The sequence below is a fragment of the Bdellovibrio bacteriovorus genome (assembly GCF_001592745.1).
In the GTDB taxonomy this organism is placed as follows: domain Bacteria; phylum Bdellovibrionota; class Bdellovibrionia; order Bdellovibrionales; family Bdellovibrionaceae; genus Bdellovibrio; species Bdellovibrio bacteriovorus_B.
The window spans coordinates 556,225-572,739 of record NZ_LUKD01000008.1 but is presented as its reverse complement, the minus strand read 5'-3'; the positions used below and the strand labels follow the sequence as shown (position 1 = coordinate 572,739).

General features: G+C 44.6%; 13 protein-coding genes. All 13 read left to right on the top strand.

Annotated features, from left to right (window positions below):
- Positions 1-367 precede the first annotated feature (367 nt).
- The 13 genes from AZI87_RS17265 to AZI87_RS17205 all read left to right on the top strand — a co-directional run bounded on the left by AZI87_RS17265 (position 368) and on the right by AZI87_RS17205 (position 16,511).
- The gene (locus AZI87_RS17265) at positions 368-1,441 is read left to right on the top strand and encodes a hypothetical protein (RefSeq protein WP_063209557.1); all 1,074 of its coding nucleotides are present in this window, start codon (positions 368-370) and stop codon (positions 1,439-1,441) included.
- A gap of 12 nt (positions 1,442-1,453) precedes the next feature.
- A complete protein-coding gene (locus AZI87_RS17260; RefSeq protein WP_063209555.1) occupies positions 1,454-2,074 on the top strand; it encodes a PilZ domain-containing protein in 621 nt (206 codons plus the stop codon).
- On the top strand, positions 2,046-2,756 hold the full coding sequence (locus tag AZI87_RS17255; protein WP_063209553.1) for a MotA/TolQ/ExbB proton channel family protein: 711 nt from the start codon (positions 2,046-2,048) through the stop codon (positions 2,754-2,756). The genes AZI87_RS17260 and AZI87_RS17255 overlap by 29 nt, the downstream gene beginning before the upstream one ends.
- Before the next feature lie 49 nt (positions 2,757-2,805).
- On the top strand, positions 2,806-3,351 hold the full coding sequence (locus AZI87_RS17250) for an ExbD/TolR family protein (RefSeq protein WP_063209551.1): 546 nt from the start codon (positions 2,806-2,808) through the stop codon (positions 3,349-3,351).
- A 3-nt stretch (positions 3,352-3,354) separates the two neighbouring features.
- Positions 3,355-3,858, top strand: coding sequence for an ExbD/TolR family protein (locus tag AZI87_RS17245; protein ID WP_063209549.1), 504 nt, complete (start codon positions 3,355-3,357; stop codon positions 3,856-3,858).
- 4 nt (positions 3,859-3,862) lie between these two features.
- Positions 3,863-7,570, top strand: coding sequence for a tetratricopeptide repeat protein (locus AZI87_RS17240; protein WP_063209547.1), 3,708 nt, complete (start codon positions 3,863-3,865; stop codon positions 7,568-7,570).
- Between the two features lie 14 nt (positions 7,571-7,584).
- A complete protein-coding gene (locus tag AZI87_RS17235; protein WP_063209545.1) occupies positions 7,585-7,833 on the top strand; it encodes a hypothetical protein in 249 nt (82 codons plus the stop codon).
- Positions 7,834-7,847: 14 nt separating this feature from the next.
- Positions 7,848-9,317, top strand: coding sequence for an AgmX/PglI C-terminal domain-containing protein (locus tag AZI87_RS17230; protein WP_063209543.1), 1,470 nt, complete (start codon positions 7,848-7,850; stop codon positions 9,315-9,317).
- Between the two features lie 14 nt (positions 9,318-9,331).
- A complete protein-coding gene (locus AZI87_RS17225) occupies positions 9,332-10,081 on the top strand; it encodes an outer membrane beta-barrel domain-containing protein (RefSeq protein ID WP_063209542.1) in 750 nt (249 codons plus the stop codon).
- Positions 10,082-10,104: 23 nt separating this feature from the next.
- Positions 10,105-12,237, top strand: a complete 2,133-nt coding sequence (locus tag AZI87_RS17220) for a tetratricopeptide repeat protein (protein WP_063209540.1) — start codon at positions 10,105-10,107, stop codon at positions 12,235-12,237.
- 16 nt (positions 12,238-12,253) lie between these two features.
- A complete protein-coding gene (locus AZI87_RS17215) occupies positions 12,254-12,901 on the top strand; it encodes a hypothetical protein (RefSeq protein WP_063209539.1) in 648 nt (215 codons plus the stop codon).
- A 177-nt stretch (positions 12,902-13,078) separates the two neighbouring features.
- Positions 13,079-14,704, top strand: coding sequence for a HAMP domain-containing methyl-accepting chemotaxis protein (locus AZI87_RS17210; RefSeq protein WP_063209537.1), 1,626 nt, complete (start codon positions 13,079-13,081; stop codon positions 14,702-14,704).
- Positions 14,705-14,876: 172 nt separating this feature from the next.
- Complete coding sequence (locus AZI87_RS17205) at positions 14,877-16,511, top strand: methyl-accepting chemotaxis protein (protein ID WP_063209535.1); 1,635 nt, start codon at positions 14,877-14,879, stop codon at positions 16,509-16,511.
- Positions 16,512-16,515: the final 4 nt, after the last annotated feature.

The following is a 16,515-nucleotide window of genomic DNA, read 5'->3' as shown; positions in this document are numbered from 1 at the left end:
CTCACTCACTCACTCACTCAACCACCACCCGAAACACACATCTCCCCGAACCCGCGCTCCGCGCGACTCTCGCGCCCGTCAACAAGTTCTCCACTTCACCTACAATTCCCAAAAAATCGCCTACTTACCGCGCAGCTAAATTGGGAATCCCTCGCAAACTGTCCAAAGGTTTTACGCCAGAAAAATATTTTTTCTTTACATGAATTTTGTGACACCAATTATTCCAACTACTTACAGCGTCTCAGGACTAGACGGCCAAAAAAATAAAAAACAAAATCACCGAGTTATGTCAAATTTCAGTTTCCAGTCTTTTTGAACGAAACTGGATTCAACGAAGCAATGGTGGGGCTCAGGAGGGCATAACCGTATGTATAATCAAGTCGCACGCAAAGCAATTATGATGGCTTCAGCTGTGGCAATGTTGGCTAGCTGTAGTAAAGGCACTGACTCTTTCTCATTGTTGAAAGACGGTGCAGATTACAAGCAGCAAGCTGTGTTCATTCCGAAAAAGATCGACATCCTTTGGGTTATCGATAACTCCGGCTCTATGGAAACATCTCAAAACAACCTTGCTTCGAATTTCCAATCGTTCATCAATCGTTTTAACCAATACAACTATGACTTCCACATGGCGGTGACAACGACGGATGCTTGGGAAAAACAATTTGATTCTTCAAGCGTTAAAGCTCGCATCAGGGACGGTGCGAAACTTGAAACGGCTCCGAACACCTATGTAACGACATCTTCGGGCGTGTTTGTTATGGACAAACAAACCGCAAACCTCAGCAACGTGTTCTCTACGAATATCAAGCAAGGAACGCTTGGTAATGGTGACGAAAGAGCGTTTGAAAGCTTTAAGCAAGCCTTGCTGGAGCCTTTCAACTCGAACTTCCGCCGTGAAGAGGCTTTCTTAGCCGTGATCATCGTGAGTGACGAAGAGGACTTCTCGGGCTCTTCACAGTCCGCTTTCGAAGATGCTTCTAAGAACTACACAGTTCAAAGCTATGTTGACTTCTTGGATAGCTTCACGAACGCCGCGACAAACGGTAAGAACTATTCTGTGAACGTGATTTCAGTTCCAGATTCCGCTTGTAAAACTCAGCTTTCAACAGACGGCTTCCAACGTAAGATCTCAACTCGCTTGCCACAACTTGCGGATCTTACTGGCGGAGTAAAAGGTTCATTGTGCTCAAACTTCGGTGATACGCTCGAGTTGATCTCAGACTCTATCATCCAGTTGTCAGCAGTGTTCAAGTTAAGCCGTGAACCACAAGTAGATACAATCAAAGTGACTGTCGATGGTGTGGCAGTGAGCAATGATGTTAACAATGGTTGGACGTACAACGCCAGTGATCTAACAATCACTTTCCACGGAACTTCAGTTCCGGGCGCCAACGCCAACATTCAGATCGACTACTATCCGAAGTCGATCAAACTGTAAGGGGTTATTTGTATGGGTGGGGTACAAACAGCAACGAATACAGTTCAGTGGTACATTCTTCGTGGGGAAATGAAATATGGTCCCTACGAATATAAATCCCTGATCACGATGATCCAAAATGGCGAGCTCTTTGATTACAACTACGTCTGGGCTCCGCACATGGAAAATTGGACTCTGGTGGGTGACCTTCAAGAGTTTTCCAAAGACCGCCTTTGCCGCCTGATCGAGACGAAAGATCACCTTTCCGGCGCATTCAAAGAGCGTAAGTTCCCACGCGTAGACTTGGTGACTCCAGTTTACGCTCACAATGACCATACATTTTTTGACGGCAACACATTAAGTGTGAGCGAAAACGGAGCCTTGGTTCTTTTGAATGATCCTTTGCTTCAACTCGGTCAGAAAATCATGATTAATTTTAGAGTCTCTGAGAACAACCCTCAGACATTCAATGCTCTTTGTGAGATTGTTCGTAAGAACTTTTCAAAGCAAAGACTTAACGTAAAATCTGGTTTGCATTATGCAGTTCGTTTCCTCCAAGTGCAAGATCAGGGCATGGCGCAGTTAACAAAATGGACACGCGGTGGCGTTTCCAAGGAGGAAACAAATGATGGCATTCTTAAAGTTCATGAATGATTCCGGCTTTGTCGGCTGGTGTATTCTAGTAGTTGGTATCGGTTCTTTAGTTCTTGTAGCGGAACGCGCACGCGCTCTTTATAAAGAGTACGGCATGAACGTTGAAGAATTCATGGGTAAAATCCAGAACATGATCCTGGCTAAAAAACTTGATGAAGCTTTACTTCTTTGTGCTCAACTTGAAGGTAAACCTCTGGCAAAAGCATTCAAAACTATCATCGAGAAAGCCGATCGTGACGACGACACTATTTTCCAAGCGCATGACATTGCGTTGAGCGAAAATATTCCGCTCTACACAAAACGTCTGCACTATCTTTCGATGTTAGCCAACGTAGCGACACTTCTTGGTCTATTGGGTACGATCCACGGTCTGATCCTTTCGTTCCAAGCGGTAGCAACAGCTGACCCGGCACAAAAACAAGCTTTGTTAGCACACGGTATCTCGGTATCGATGTATACAACAGCTTTGGGTCTTGCGGTGGCAATCCCAGCGATGGTGTTCTTCTCTTTCTTGACAGCCCGTCAAAACCAATTGATCGAGCAAATGTCAGAGAAGTGCTCTAAGCTGACTGAGCTACTTACAAGCGCTCACATCCCGAACCTGACTCGCCAAAACGTGTTCCCGGATCACGTTGCAGCACCGATGGCTACTCCTCCTAGCCCAGGCACAAAGGTTTCCTAACGGAAACCTTTCCCGGCGCGGTGGACCTTTTTCAAGGATGGGATAATTTATGAGCAGACGCATTCGTAAGATTAAAATTGATCACAATGGTGAGTTTGAGCTCGACTTAGCTCCGCTTCTTGCCGTGATGGTAAAACTTGTACCGGTACTTCTGGTTTCATCGGCCTTCGTGCAAATGATGGTGATTGAATCAGAACTTCCGCAAGTCGTGAATGAAGCCATTCAACGTCAAGAACAACAACCGACACCAACGAATATTTCAATCGAAGTTGAAACAACAGGCATCAACATCGTCGTGACTGTAAAAGGCCAGGATAAAGTGGAAACAATTCCATTGAAGAATGGCGCTTACGACTACGACATGCTTCACACCAAGTTGGTCGCAGTTAAGAAGGCACATCCAGACATCTTCAAACTTGAATTACATCCCGATGGAAAAGTTCCTTATGACGAAGTGGTGAAAGTAATGGATGCTGCTCGTCAGGCGCGCGATACGAATGTGAAATTCCCTGTGTTCGACACCAAGCAAGGTAAGAACGTGGAAACACATTACATGTTTCCAGAAATCGTTTTCGCCAACATGATGGAGGGCTAAAACATGTCACGCCGTCGTAGATTCGAATTACCGACAAAGAAAAATTCGACGTTCACTTTGAATATCACTTCAATGACCGACATGTTTACAATCATGCTCGTGTTCTTATTGCAGACATATTCAACATCGGAAGTACAGATAATTCCCGAAAATGGTCTGCGTTTACCTCAATCGGCTTCTATGGTGAATCCGACCGAAGCTATCAAGCTGTCTTTATCCAAAGAAGCATTGAAGATTGATCAAACAAAAATCGCAGACGTAAAAAACGCGGATTTCCTGCCTCAAGATCTTGAAGATAAAGACACTAACTTTATCAAACCTCTTTTCCAAGAGTTGGACCGTTTGGCGAAATCTGAGTCTGAAAAAGACAAAGCTTTCATTAAAGAAGGTCGTATCCTTCTGCAAGCCGATAGGGAACTTCCTTATGCGACATTGCGCAAGGTTATGTACACGGCTTCCATGGCCGGCTTTCCTCAGTTGAAACTTGTCACCTTAGTTGGAGAGTAAGTTTATGATGCGCACAGTGGTTCTACTTCTAGCATTTCATCTGTTCTCAATGTACTGCTTCGCTGCGGATAAAAACGCCAAAGGCCTTTTGCCGGAAGTGCGTCTGAATAGTTCGAACGAAACAGAAAACGAGAAAAAAGCTTTCAGCAGCGAGGTGATGATCACCCGCTCTGAAAACAAGGCTATTGAGTCACTGCAAAGTATTATCAAAAAGAAAAAAGGCTCTAGAGACGAGGCGGACCTATGGTATCGCCTGGCAGAGCTTTACATGCGCCGTTCAAAATCCGGCCGCTTCTTTGACTTACACCAAGACACTCCCCTAGCAAAACTTTCTCCGTTCCCAGTAGCCAATGAAAAAGGTTCTGAGGCGGTCAAAAGAGCCATTAAAATCTATACAAAAATTGAATTGGACTTCCCAGGTTTTAAGCAAATGGATGCCGTCCTTTTCAATAACGCCTTTGCAAATCAGCAAGTGGCCCAATACAAGCAGTCACAACTTCTTTACGAGAAGCTTTTGACTCGCTTCCCAAAATCTCCATTGATTGCTGACGGTACATTGGCTGTCGGCGAGCTTCTTTATGACCAAGGGAAATTCAGAGAAGCTCTTGAACACTTCCTTAAAGTGGAGAAATTCCCAAACAGCCGCGTTTACTCTTACGGTATGTATAAGGCCGCTTGGACTTACTACAATCTTCGTGACAGCGAAAACGGTATTAAAAAACTTGTTGAGGTTGTCAGAACAAATCCTCCTCTTCAAGACGGTGAGGTTCCAACAAACAGACACAATCTGCGTCGCGAAGCTCTTCGCGATTTGACTGTTTTCATTGGTGACTCATACCCTGCTAATAAACTTTATTCTTTCTTTGAAGACATCACGACGGAAGATGAAATGGGTCAATCGATGATTGATCTAGCGAAACTTTATGAATCGCACAGCCGTCAAAAAGAGATGAACACGTTCTTGGGCGAATATATCGACAAGCGTCCTTCAGGACCTGAGGTCGTGCGTGCGCACCTTTTCTTGGTGGATGCCAACGAAGATCTTAAAAAACGGGATCTTGTGATCGACCACATGCAAATGGCCAGCGACCTTTGCCGCCGCGATTCAACTTGGAGAAACCTGCAAAAAGCCGACGTAGCCAAAGAATCCTGCGACACGTCTTTCCGCACGACAAGTTTGGAAATGGCAAAAAAATGGTGGGAAATCTGGCTTAAGAACAAACAAAACGCCGAGTTCTCGGATTTGACTCTTCGTCTATTCAAATTGATGTTGGATAACGAAGATCCGACAAAACCAGATTTAAAAACTCGCTTTGCTTACGCCGAACTTCTGTTCCAATTAAACAGATTTGACGAAGCAAGTACTCAGTACAAAATGGTGGGCGATAAAGCCACTGACGAAACTATGCGCCATGACGCGAACTACGCAACTCTTTACGCGAAAGAAAAGTCTATCGAAAAGGGTAAAGATCCTTTGAAAGAGGCAGAACGTAAAGAATTGGCTGCCAATTATTTGGCGAAGCACCCTACCGGTAAGTTCGCGACTTTAGTAAAATTCAAAATGGGTCACATCGCTTACGAAGAAAGCAATTACCCAGAAGCCGAAAAATGGTTGAAGCCTTTGGCTCAGCTTAAAGACAATGCGGATATTAAAAAGAAATCCGAAGACTTGATCTTGGATATGTTGAACATCCGCAAAGACTACGCGGGAATCAAAAATTTCTCGAAGCAAGTGATGACTTCGACTGCGGATGAAGATCGCAAGAAGAACATGAATAAAATCATGGAAGAGGCTCACTTCACTGAGATTCAAGAGTTCGCTAAAACCGGCAACAAAGATCAAGCTTCTCAAAAGTTGATTGCGTTCGCGAAAGAACATGAATCTTCGAAACTGTCTCAAGATGCTTTGTGGCAGGCACTGAGCCTTCTTTACTCTGAAGGTAAAATCTTTGAAGCCGCAGACCTTTCGTTGAAGTTCGTGGATAAATATCCGAACGACAAGCGGAACTTAGATGCATTGAAAGAAGCGGCGAAAGCTTACGCGGACGTTGGTCAGATTTCAAAATCAGCAGAAACTTTGGTGAAGATAGCAGACCTTGATAAAAAAGGTCGTAACACTCACCTAGAACTTGCCGCTGACATTTATCTTCTAGAAAAGAAGATGAAAGAGGCCCGTGCCGCTTACAATGGCATCTTGGCCGCGGCTGACAATAAAACATTAAGCCGTATTTACGGTAAACTTTTAGATTCCTATAAAGGTGAAAACCGCGGATCTGAATACGATAAGTTGCAAAACCAAATCATGGCAAAAGGTATTGAGCCTTATACTACTGAAATCATGATTGATCGCGCCAAAGCTCTTCTGGATTCAGGTAAGACGACAGCGGCTTTTGAGCTGTCTATGAAAGCCAACGGTCGTGACGTTCCTGCCGAAGTGCGTGCGGAAGCTCGTCTGATCCAGGCTCGCGTTCTTGAAAAAGAATTAGTATCTCAGAGTGTGAAAGCCCGCGAAGAAAAATTTGCGCTGGTTCTTTCAATGAAGACAGAAAAGTTAGATAAAGCTCACACGGCTTACTTCACGACTTTGAAAATGTCGAAAGATCCTTATCAACAGCTAGAAGCCATGCGCGGTATTGACCGTTGTTACGCAAACTTCATTGATAGCTTAACAACGATGCCACTTCCGGCGTCTCTTTCCCCTGCCGATCAGGAAGCTCTTCGTGCGGAAATTGCGAAGTTGACAGCTCCGATACAGGAAAAGAAAAACGAGAACGAAGCGAAGTTGAAAGTTTTAGCTGCATCGAAAGGCCAAACTGCCGAAAGCGAACGCTCTTACGCAAGTTTGCGTGTCGATCAAACAGTAAGTCCGATGGCGCAGTATCCAGAGGCGAACAAGATGACTGCTTTCCTTCCGGCTTCGATGGATATGACGATCGGAAAAGTGTCTCGTTATGAGACTTCCAAAGCGAAAAATTGCAATCGCTCCGCAATCATGACGGCTCAATTGCAGAATTTGAATCCGCTCGAAGTTGCAGGAAATTGTTATTCTTCTAGACAGTACGAAATGGTCGAAAGACTCGGTTTGGAACTTGCGAAGAACAAGGACACACGCGCTCTTGGTTTGTTCTATGCAAGCTTGGGTGCCGAAGGTAAGGGTTTTGAAAGCAAAGCTCTGTGGATGATTGAAGCGGCCATGAAAGTACAACCGGAAGTTTCTCCGTTCGTATACCAAAAAGCACGCTTGATCTACAAGGCCGATGGCTTGAATGAAGCAATGCCGTTTTTCGAAAAAGTTTTAGACATGCAAATGCCTTCAACAGAAATGCAAACTTTCGCCGGAGTGAAGGCTTTCTCAGAGGGAGATTTTACTAGAGCAATTGAAAAATTCTCTTCTCTGAATAAAGAACAGTTGTATACTTTAAATGTGGGAACCTTGATGAGTGAGTCTTACGCTCAGAAGGGCGAAGTCGATAAAGCTCTCAGCACTTTGAAAGATTTGTTGAGCTTTAAAAAGGACAACGCAGACTTCTTGTTGCAACAAGCACATATCTTCGAGACCTACAAACAGAGTCCAACACTTGCGCTGGATTCTTATGAAAGAGCTTTTAAAGCCAGTCAGAAAATGGATATGAGAGACTGGTTAGGTAAGAAAATACAATATTTGAAAACACAAAACAAAGTCGGTCAGCACGTTATCTCGGGAGACTTGTAGTATGGAGGGTACAAGTGAAAACTATCATCACAGCGATGATCGCTTTCATTCTCTTGGGAACAGCGACTGCCTTTGCCAAACAAAGAACAGTCCGTAAAGTCCAGGAAGTCAATTTCGGTGAGATGAACCTTAAGGGAACGATTCGTAACCCTGATGGGGCCTATCTTGTGCAAAAAAGAGGTATCAAATTCATGCCTCTTTACGATGTGCAAAAAGATATGGATGGCCGCATCCGTGAATCCGCTCTCTATTTGAATAACTAATTCAGAGGTGTCACATGCTCACGTTGATTGTACGTCAGTCCCTGAAAGATGGGACGGCAAAAACTTGGAAGCTGCGCTCAAATAATTCAACTCACACCTTCGGTTCATCCCGCTTGGCGGATGTGATTTCTATCGCTCCCGGCACCAAAGGCATTCAAGGTGTCTTTGAGTACCGTGACAACCAGTGGTGGTATGTCAATATGGATCTTATGACGAGCGCGGCGAGTGCGAACTCCCCTGCTCTGTCTTTAGATAAAGAACAAAGTCTGCAACTTGAAGACTGCGAATTGAAGTTCACACCTGTAAGAAAAGAAACAGATCTATATCTGCGTCTAGAAAAAGCAGGCCAAGAACAACGTGAAGCGGCTAAGCAGTTCCAACTTTATATCGTCCGCCAGGCCGGTAAAGTTGTTGAGACTAAAGTTCTTTCAATGAAAAAGAAGTTCAAGCCCGCCGTTGGTATCAACGCGCCAGTGATTGCTTGCGTGCCTTCACAAGAATGGCACAAACAAACTGTGGGAGAACTCGAGATCAGCCAAAGAACAGTGTCTTTAGAAGATGCTGCGAAAATGGGCCACATCACGGCAAGTCAATTGGTAGACGAAGAATCTAAGCGCGGCCTTTATATCGTGCTAGGTGCGGCGTTTTTCCTTGTGAGCGTAGGAATCTTTGCTCCGAAGCAACAAACTGTTGAAACGGCAGCAGCTCCTCCTAAAGTGGCACAAAAAATTATCGTTAAAACGGAATTAAAACCTAAACGTAAAAGAGCAGAGGCTCCAAAACAACAAGTCGTTGTTAAAGAGTCTGCTCCAGCAGCAGCAACACCTAAAGTTGAAATGCCTACAAATGGCAGCCAAAGCAAAGTTTCAAAAATGATGAAATCTTTGACTGGCGGTCGTATTTCTCAGTTGATCGGAAAAGTTTCCGCTCAAGCTGCGAAGAGCGGCAACGTCGTGTTTGCTAACGGTGTAAAAGCTGGTAACGGCGCTTCCGGTCGTGCACTGGCGGCTGTTGGTGGCATGGAAAGATCCGGTCGTGACTGGGGTCAGGAAGGTACTGGTACGGGAGTTGTGATTTCTACCGCAGGTAAAGGTGGCGGTAAAAACGCGACAGGTATGGGTGGCTTGGCCGCTGGAAGCACAGGCAGTGCCGGTGTAGGTTTGATTGAAGAAGAAGGCGAAATCACTGGCGGTCTGGACCGTGAAGTGATCGCTCAATACATCAAATCAAAACTCGGTCAGATCCTTTATTGCTATGAAAGACAATTAAGTGCCAATCCGGATTTATTCGGTAAGGTCGCAGTGAAGTTTACAATCGGCCCATCAGGTGCCGTCGAACAACAACTTATTGGAGACACAACACTTAAGAACGCAACCGTTGAGGGATGTATATTGAATAGGGTTGCCGCATGGAAGTTTCCGAATCCACAGGGGGGAACTCGCGTGCTAGTGACATATCCATTCTTATTCAAGAGTACAAACTAAGGCGGGGGTAATACATGTTGAAGAAAACACTTTTAATGATCATCTTGGCTGCATCGCAAGCATTCGCACAGCAAGGCGCTGACACGAAACCAGCTACGAACGCAGACCAAAGAGGCAGCGACAAACTGGACATTAAAAAACTAGAACAAAAATACTGGGCGGCAAAAGACGACGACTTCAGTGTCGTACAAAACCGTCGTTACACGAAAGCCGACAGATTCTATCTGACTTTGGCTGGCGGTGTCCCTATCAATGACCCGTTCGGTAAAGGTTCGATCACCGGAGCTCAATTGGGTTACTTCTTCAACGAACGTTGGGGCGTTGATGTAAGCTACCAAAAAGTGAACATGGAAGACAACGACAGTACAAAGCAGTTCAAAGAAGACAACTTAACTTCTCCGAACTACAACTTCATTGATTCATCAACGATGTTGTCTGTGACCTATGTTCCACTCTACGCAAAAATGAGCTTCGTTGATAAAGCCATCATTTATTTCGATATGGGTATTTCTTTGGGTGTAGGCACAACAGATTACCTCATCAAAAAAGAAGAAGGCGATGAAAAGAAAAACGGCATGACTTACCAAATCGGTATCAATCAGCAGATTTTCTTCTCGGAGCACTTCGCGATTCGTGCGGACTTCATCAATAAGTTCACAAACGAAGAGCGCATGAAATACAGCACGATCGCACCGGACCGCGATATGGGGTCTAAAGTGGTGAACGATACGTCTTTAATGGTGGGTATCACGTATTGGCATTAATTTTCTCCATGGGTGGGGGATTTATGTTTAAGCCTTTAAAAATTTCGATTGCTGTGAGCCTGATGTGTGGGACTGCTTTTGCAGACCCCGCATTGACTGTGAAAAAATCAGGCCGTGCTCCAGCAAGCACTCTCAAAGTAAAATCAAGCCTTGTTCCCACTTTTGATGTTTATCAAAAGAAAGTCGTTAAAGGAAAAGTGGAAGTTTTTAAAGTTAAAAACATTCCTCTTTTAGACCTGGGTGAAGAGCGCGAGGTTCAAGCATCGGTGTTAAGCCCGCTGCGCCTCCCGGCCTCCCGCGATTTGGAACTAAAGGAAACTCGTCGTCGTGAATCTTTAAATGTCATGCAAATCCAATTGGCTCCATACAACGAAGTGGTGAGCGCTCCGAAAGCGGTCACTTCCGCGGAAGCCTTTAACAAGATTCCAGATATAAAAATCTTGAATCCCGTGATGGAGCCGGTCACCAAAGATCCTTTGGTTCAATTGGCAAAAATGGATGACATGCAGCCTAACGACTACAAACTGTTGCAAGCTTTGATCTTCTTGGAAATTCAAAAGAAGTACGAGCTTGCCATGGGCCTTTTTGCCGAGTTGATGGAAGATCCTGAACATCGTATTCAGGCTCTTTATAACTATGCAATGACCGCCAAAGGCATGGGTTTAAATTCTGAATTCCGTCAGTACATGATTCAATTGGCGCAAGAGACTAAAGACAAGATGTGGCAACAAAAAGCCACGGAAGCTTTGGTTAAGCATATCAACGTGCTTGAAACTTCCGACATCGCTTTGATTGACCCTTTGGTGATCAAATACGAAATCGATGTAACGAAGAATGAAGAGTACCAATTGACCCGTGCGAAGCATTACTCTGACAAAGGCCAGTTGGGCTTAGTTGAAGATGCTCTGATGTATATTTCGGAAAAGTCTCCTCTTTATCCTGATTCACTTCTTTTGACGGCGTTATTTAACTACCGTCAAGGTAAAGTGGACGATGCGACTATTCAGTTGGAAAAACTAATGGCCGCAACGGATGGCAACAAAACTTTGCAGCTTCGTTCGGTAGCGGCATTGACTTTGGCGCGCATCCAGTTCCAAAAAGGTGACTATAAGGACGCGTTCCAATCTTACTTGAAAGTCGATAAGTCCAACCCACTGTGGTTGCAAGCGATGGTTGAAAGCGCTTGGACGCAAATCTTGGGTGAAGACTATGAAGGTGCCGCTGGGAATATGTTCTCGTTGCACACAGACTTCTTTAAGAATGCGTTTTCTCCAGAGTCTTACGTTGTTCGTACCGTAGGTTACTTGAATCTTTGCCAATACGGTGACGGTGTGCAAGTGCTCAATGAGATGAACAAGAAGTATGCTCCTTGGAAAAAGAAATTAGAAGACTACCAAAAAGCTCACAAAGACTCTTTGACGTATTATGATACGGTGAAAAACTGGATCAAAAACTCAGATCTTAAAGAGGTGGATGGTCTTCCCCGCTCTTTCATCGTTGAATTGGCTCGTCACCCGGCTTACATGAGCGTACAAAAACAGATCAATGCTTATGAAGATGAAATCGTTCGCTTCAATAAGATTGCTTTGACGCTGATTAAAATGGAGCGCGAGTTGATCGCAAAACAAAATGAAGCGAATAAAGACTTGGCCTCCGCGAAAAAAGGTATCAAAGGCGACTCTCCTTCTGAAAGCGCTATCGCCAGCGTTCAAGAAGCCGAGAAAAAACTTTTGAGCTACCGCATCCAATACCACATCGCTAAAAAAGCGCGTGTGTCGATCAAGAATTTGAGATCACAAGGGATTGCGCGTATTGAAAAAGAAAAATCAGTTCTTCGTGCCCAAGCTTCTCAAGCTCTTGCCGGTCGTTTCAATGAAATGCTGGCAGGTTTGAACAAAGTTTTGGATCAAAACGAAGTCTTGCAATACGAATTGTATTCTGGTGCCGGTGAACATCTTCGTTACCAAATGGCTGGTGGAGATGTGAACGAAAAAGAACGTCCTGAATTGAAAGTTCAAAAAGAAAAAAGTTTGAACTGGAAATTCAAAGGTGAAATCTGGGAAGACGAAGTGGGTCACTATCGCTCTTCTTTGAAAAATGTCTGCCCGCAAGAGAATGGCTCTAACGGCGGCGTAGCTGGTTTGTCTGAACAATAAGGAAAGGATTTTCAAGATGAAATTCTCTAAATCAATTTTAACAGTTGGCGTTTTGATGAGTCTAAGTACTGCCGCATTTGCGCAGACAACCGCTAAAGAAGGTTTGGATCGCATCAAAGCCAACTTGAATAACTCGAAGGCCAATTTAACGGAATACGAAAAGAATCTGAAAACCGTTGAAGGCAATATTCAGGAAGTGGGTAAAGCGAAATCCCAAGTTGAAGGACAACAAAAACAAGTTCTTCAACAAGTCGAAGAAAACAACCAGGCGATGACCAAAATCAGCGGCCAAGAAAAAGAACTTCAGGCTTTGATGAATGAAGAAAAAAACAAGACGGCTCAAGAAAATCAAAAGATTGCAGAGCTGGAAGCGATGATTGCAAAGATCAAAGAGAATCAGAAGAAACGCGAAATGAACGTGTCTGATTATCAAATGCAAATGAATCAGCTTCAGGAAGAAAAGAAAATCTGGCATTCGCGTGCAGGCAACCTGAAAGAACAAAACGATCAGGTGAACCAACGTCTTCGTTCATTAGCAAGCGAAGAAAAAGAATGGCAAGCGAAACAAAAAGGCTACCAAGGTGAAGTGAAACGCTGGAGTAAAGAGGTCGAAAGACAGCAAAAAATCAGCGACAGCTACAACTCTTTAGCTGAAGTTAAATAAGAGTCTTTTCACATTCATATATTTAAAAGGCCGTTTCCACTGGGAAGCGGCCTTTGTTTTTTTGGGCCTCTCGCTTTTGAACTTACATTTCTTTTTAACCCTTTATTAACAACCGAAAGATTCCGAAACAATGGGACATCATCTATTTTTAAAGGATATTTTTAAAGGAAATTTTGTATGTCTTTGAAGTCATGGCTCCAAGGTATCCGCGGAAAATTGCTTTTCGCAGCTGTCCTTCCGCTGATCGGTTTTACAACTATTTATTTTATCTCTCACTCTGGGATGAGTGACTTGGGGAAAGGCATTCAATCCGCGAATGAAGATATCATCCCGAGTATTCAGGGTCTGGGCGACATGCGCCAGGCACGTAATGCTTTCGGTTATCAGACTTATGCGGCTATGGCTCAGCAGGACCCGAAGAAGCGTGAAGTTCACATAACTATTGCGAAAGAAGCAATTGCCAACCTGAAAAAGGCCATTGATTTCTATGAGTCCTTCCCGTTTACTCCGGAGGCAGAAAAGATTTGGGCACCTTCCCGCCCTATTCGCTCTGAATATTTTGCGACGCTTGAAAAAGTCATGCAGCATCTGGATGAAGGCGCCAACGACAAAGCCTTAGCCCTTATGCAAGGTCCGGTTTGGGACTACGGTACGACGATCAATAAAGTGACTTCCGAATCATTGGCTTACTATCGCGAGCGCGTAAAGAAAGAAACAGCTTTGGCGACAGAGACTTTAGCTCGAGCAGACAAAATGCTTATAGCGATCACTTTGATTTCTTCTATCGCTATTTTCTGTCTTCTGCTTTGGTTGGCCGCAAGAATTGCGAACTCTGTGGCTTCTATTGCAGGTCGCTTAAGCGGCGCTGGAGGTCAAGTGGCTTCCGCCGTCGAACAGCTTAACGAAGCCGGAAACAGTTTGTCCCAGTCCTCTACGGAAGCTGCTGCTTCTTTAGAAGAAACTGTGGCGGCCCTGGAAGAGATGACTTCTATGGTACAAATGAATTCCGACAACGCGAAACAAGCTGCGGCTCTTTCTGCGTCATCAAAAGAAGCTGCGGAGTCTGGTGAACGAGAAATTCAAACATTGATTGAGTCAATGACTGAAATCTCTAAATCTTCTAAAAAAATCGAAGAGATTATTTCAGTTATCGATGACATCGCCTTTCAGACAAACCTGTTGGCTTTGAATGCGGCGGTCGAGGCGGCCCGTGCAGGTGAACAAGGTAAAGGTTTCGCCGTCGTCGCAGAAGCGGTTCGCACATTAGCACAAAGAAGTGCGGCGGCCGCCAAGGATATCACGGTTTTAATCAAAGACTCCGTTTCACAAATCGAACACGGAAGCGACATTGCTGATAAGAGCGGTGCGGTTCTTACCAACATCGTGAGTTCAGTGAAAAAAGTTTCAGACTTGAATAACGAGATCGCGGCAGCAAGTTCTGAACAGACGACTGGAATTCAACAGATCAGCAAAGCGATGAATCAGTTAGACCAAGCGGCTCAATCAAATGCGGCTTCCGCCGAAGAAATCGCGGCGACAAGTGGTGAGATCAACAACCTGGCAGCAACAAATCAGAATCTAACTATCGAGTTGAACACAGTTATCTTAGGGGGGGATGCAAATCCGGCAGCCGCCCCTGCGGAGGCAAAGGTCAAAGGCGCAATGAGAATGAAGACGTCCGGTAAAGTCATTCCTTTTAAATCCACAAAACCCATCGCCACCGCAAAAAAATCAGAGTCTCAAGCTACGATTCCCTTCGACGAAGATGAACGGGCTAAGGTCGGAAACACTGAAGGTTTTTAATACTTCTCAATAAAAGTAAATTTACAAACCCCTCGCTTCGTCGAGGGGTTTTTTATTTTCTGATCCCAAGTTATCAAGAAACAGTAAAACTGGACTCGCCCTCCCCCTTGAGAATCCGATCAAAATTCTGTCAAATTATTAAGGAACGCTAACAATTGATGGGAGACAAACAATGGGTCAAAACAAACTTGCCGCTTGGTTTAGTGGGATACGAGGTCGCCTTCTTCTGGCCGCTTTCGTACCGATGATTGGATCGGCGGTGATCTTCACAGTTGCACTGAATGGCCTAGATAAAACCAACCTTCTTCTTGAAGATGCTCACACATTGATTATTCCCAATTATGAATACATTGGGGAAATGCGCCAAGCCCGTAATAAGTTCGGCTATCGCACTTGGGCGGCTATTGATGCTATGAACGATGTATCAGTACGAAATAAGCAACTTGATTCTGCCCAAGAAGGGGTCGACGAATTTAAATCCGGTTATAAAAGATACACGGAAGCACGTTTCGCCCCGGGTGAAGAAGTTGTTCATGAGGCCGCTAAAGTTCACGTTCCTAAACTTGTAGCCGTTATGGAAGAAATCATTGCATTACTAAGAACCGGTGATCCTGAAAAAGTACTGGAAGCCAAAAAGCTTCTTAACGGTAAATTTGGAGATCTAAACACAATTGTTCGTGACTTCAATGACAAGGCCGAAACCCTCTATCGTAATCTCGCAGAAAAAGACAATAAACTTGCAAAAGACACTCGCAATGAGGTTTTTAATTTCTTGCTGACTATCTCGGTTCTTACCGGATTGGGTATCTTTGGTCTGATGATCTGGATTTCTTCACGCATCACGAATACTGTTTCATCCATCGCCGATCGCTTGACTTCCGCAGCCACTCAAGTTGCAACCTCGGTTGAACAATTGAATGAAGCCGGAAATAGTTTATCCCAATCATCAACGGAAGCTGCGGCGTCGCTGGAAGAGACTGTTGCCTCCCTGGAAGAAATGACTTCCATGGTTCAAATGAACTCCGACAACGCAAAACAAGCCGCCGCCCTTTCAGCAAGTTCAAGAGAATCTGCTGAAAACGGTGAAAAAGAGATTCAAAACCTGATCCAGTCAATGACTCAGATTTCTCAGTCTTCGAAAAAAATCGAAGAGATCATTCACGTGATTGACGATATCGCGTTCCAAACCAATCTTCTTGCACTAAATGCCGCCGTGGAAGCCGCGCGCGCTGGTGAACAAGGTAAAGGCTTTGCGGTTGTTGCCGAAGCCGTGCGCACGTTGGCGCAAAGAAGTGCTGCTTCTGCCAAAGACATCTCGAGTTTGATCAAAGACTCTGTATCGCAAATCGAAACTGGAAGTGAAATCGCTGATAAGAGCGGTGCGGTTCTTACGAATATCGTATCTTCCATCAAAAAAGTATCTGATCTAAATACCGAAATAGCGACGGCCAGCGCGGAGCAGACAACAGGAATTCAGCAGATCAGCAAAGCGATGAATCAACTGGATCAAGCGTCACAATCCAATGCGGCGTCCGCAGAAGAGATCGCGGCAACCAGTGGCGAGATCAACAATCTTGCAACCACATCGCAAAAATTAACGGTGGAATTAAATGAAGTCATCTTAGGTAAAGCTTTTTCGGCGTCACCGACGTCCGAAGCGCCAAGTAAATCCTCATCAAAGTCAGTCCCTTTAAAAGAAACTAAACAAGCTCCTAAGATAAACAAAAACGTCACCTCGACTGCCGCTTCCGTCATCCCATTTGAAGACGACGAAAGAGGTAAAGTCTCTTCTGTTGACGGATTTTAGTTCG

Bases quoted from the DNA above. Each gene is read 5' to 3' on its own strand.
- AZI87_RS17215 (WP_063209539.1), top strand. From the start codon at position 12,254: ATGAAATTCTCTAAATCAATTTTAACAGTTGGCGTTTTGATGAGTCTA.
- AZI87_RS17205 (WP_063209535.1), top strand. From the start codon at position 14,877: ATGGGTCAAAACAAACTTGCCGCTTGGTTTAGTGGGATACGAGGTCGC.
- AZI87_RS17255 (WP_063209553.1), top strand. From the start codon at position 2,046: ATGATGGCATTCTTAAAGTTCATGAATGATTCCGGCTTTGTCGGCTGG.
- AZI87_RS17245 (WP_063209549.1), top strand. From the start codon at position 3,355: ATGTCACGCCGTCGTAGATTCGAATTACCGACAAAGAAAAATTCGACG.
- AZI87_RS17220 (WP_063209540.1), top strand. From the start codon at position 10,105: ATGTTTAAGCCTTTAAAAATTTCGATTGCTGTGAGCCTGATGTGTGGG.
- AZI87_RS17250 (WP_063209551.1), top strand. From the start codon at position 2,806: ATGAGCAGACGCATTCGTAAGATTAAAATTGATCACAATGGTGAGTTT.
- AZI87_RS17265 (WP_063209557.1), top strand. From the start codon at position 368: ATGTATAATCAAGTCGCACGCAAAGCAATTATGATGGCTTCAGCTGTG.
- AZI87_RS17230 (WP_063209543.1), top strand. From the start codon at position 7,848: ATGCTCACGTTGATTGTACGTCAGTCCCTGAAAGATGGGACGGCAAAA.
- AZI87_RS17240 (WP_063209547.1), top strand. From the start codon at position 3,863: ATGATGCGCACAGTGGTTCTACTTCTAGCATTTCATCTGTTCTCAATG.
- AZI87_RS17210 (WP_063209537.1), top strand. From the start codon at position 13,079: ATGTCTTTGAAGTCATGGCTCCAAGGTATCCGCGGAAAATTGCTTTTC.
- AZI87_RS17260 (WP_063209555.1), top strand. From the start codon at position 1,454: ATGGGTGGGGTACAAACAGCAACGAATACAGTTCAGTGGTACATTCTT.
- AZI87_RS17225 (WP_063209542.1), top strand. From the start codon at position 9,332: ATGTTGAAGAAAACACTTTTAATGATCATCTTGGCTGCATCGCAAGCA.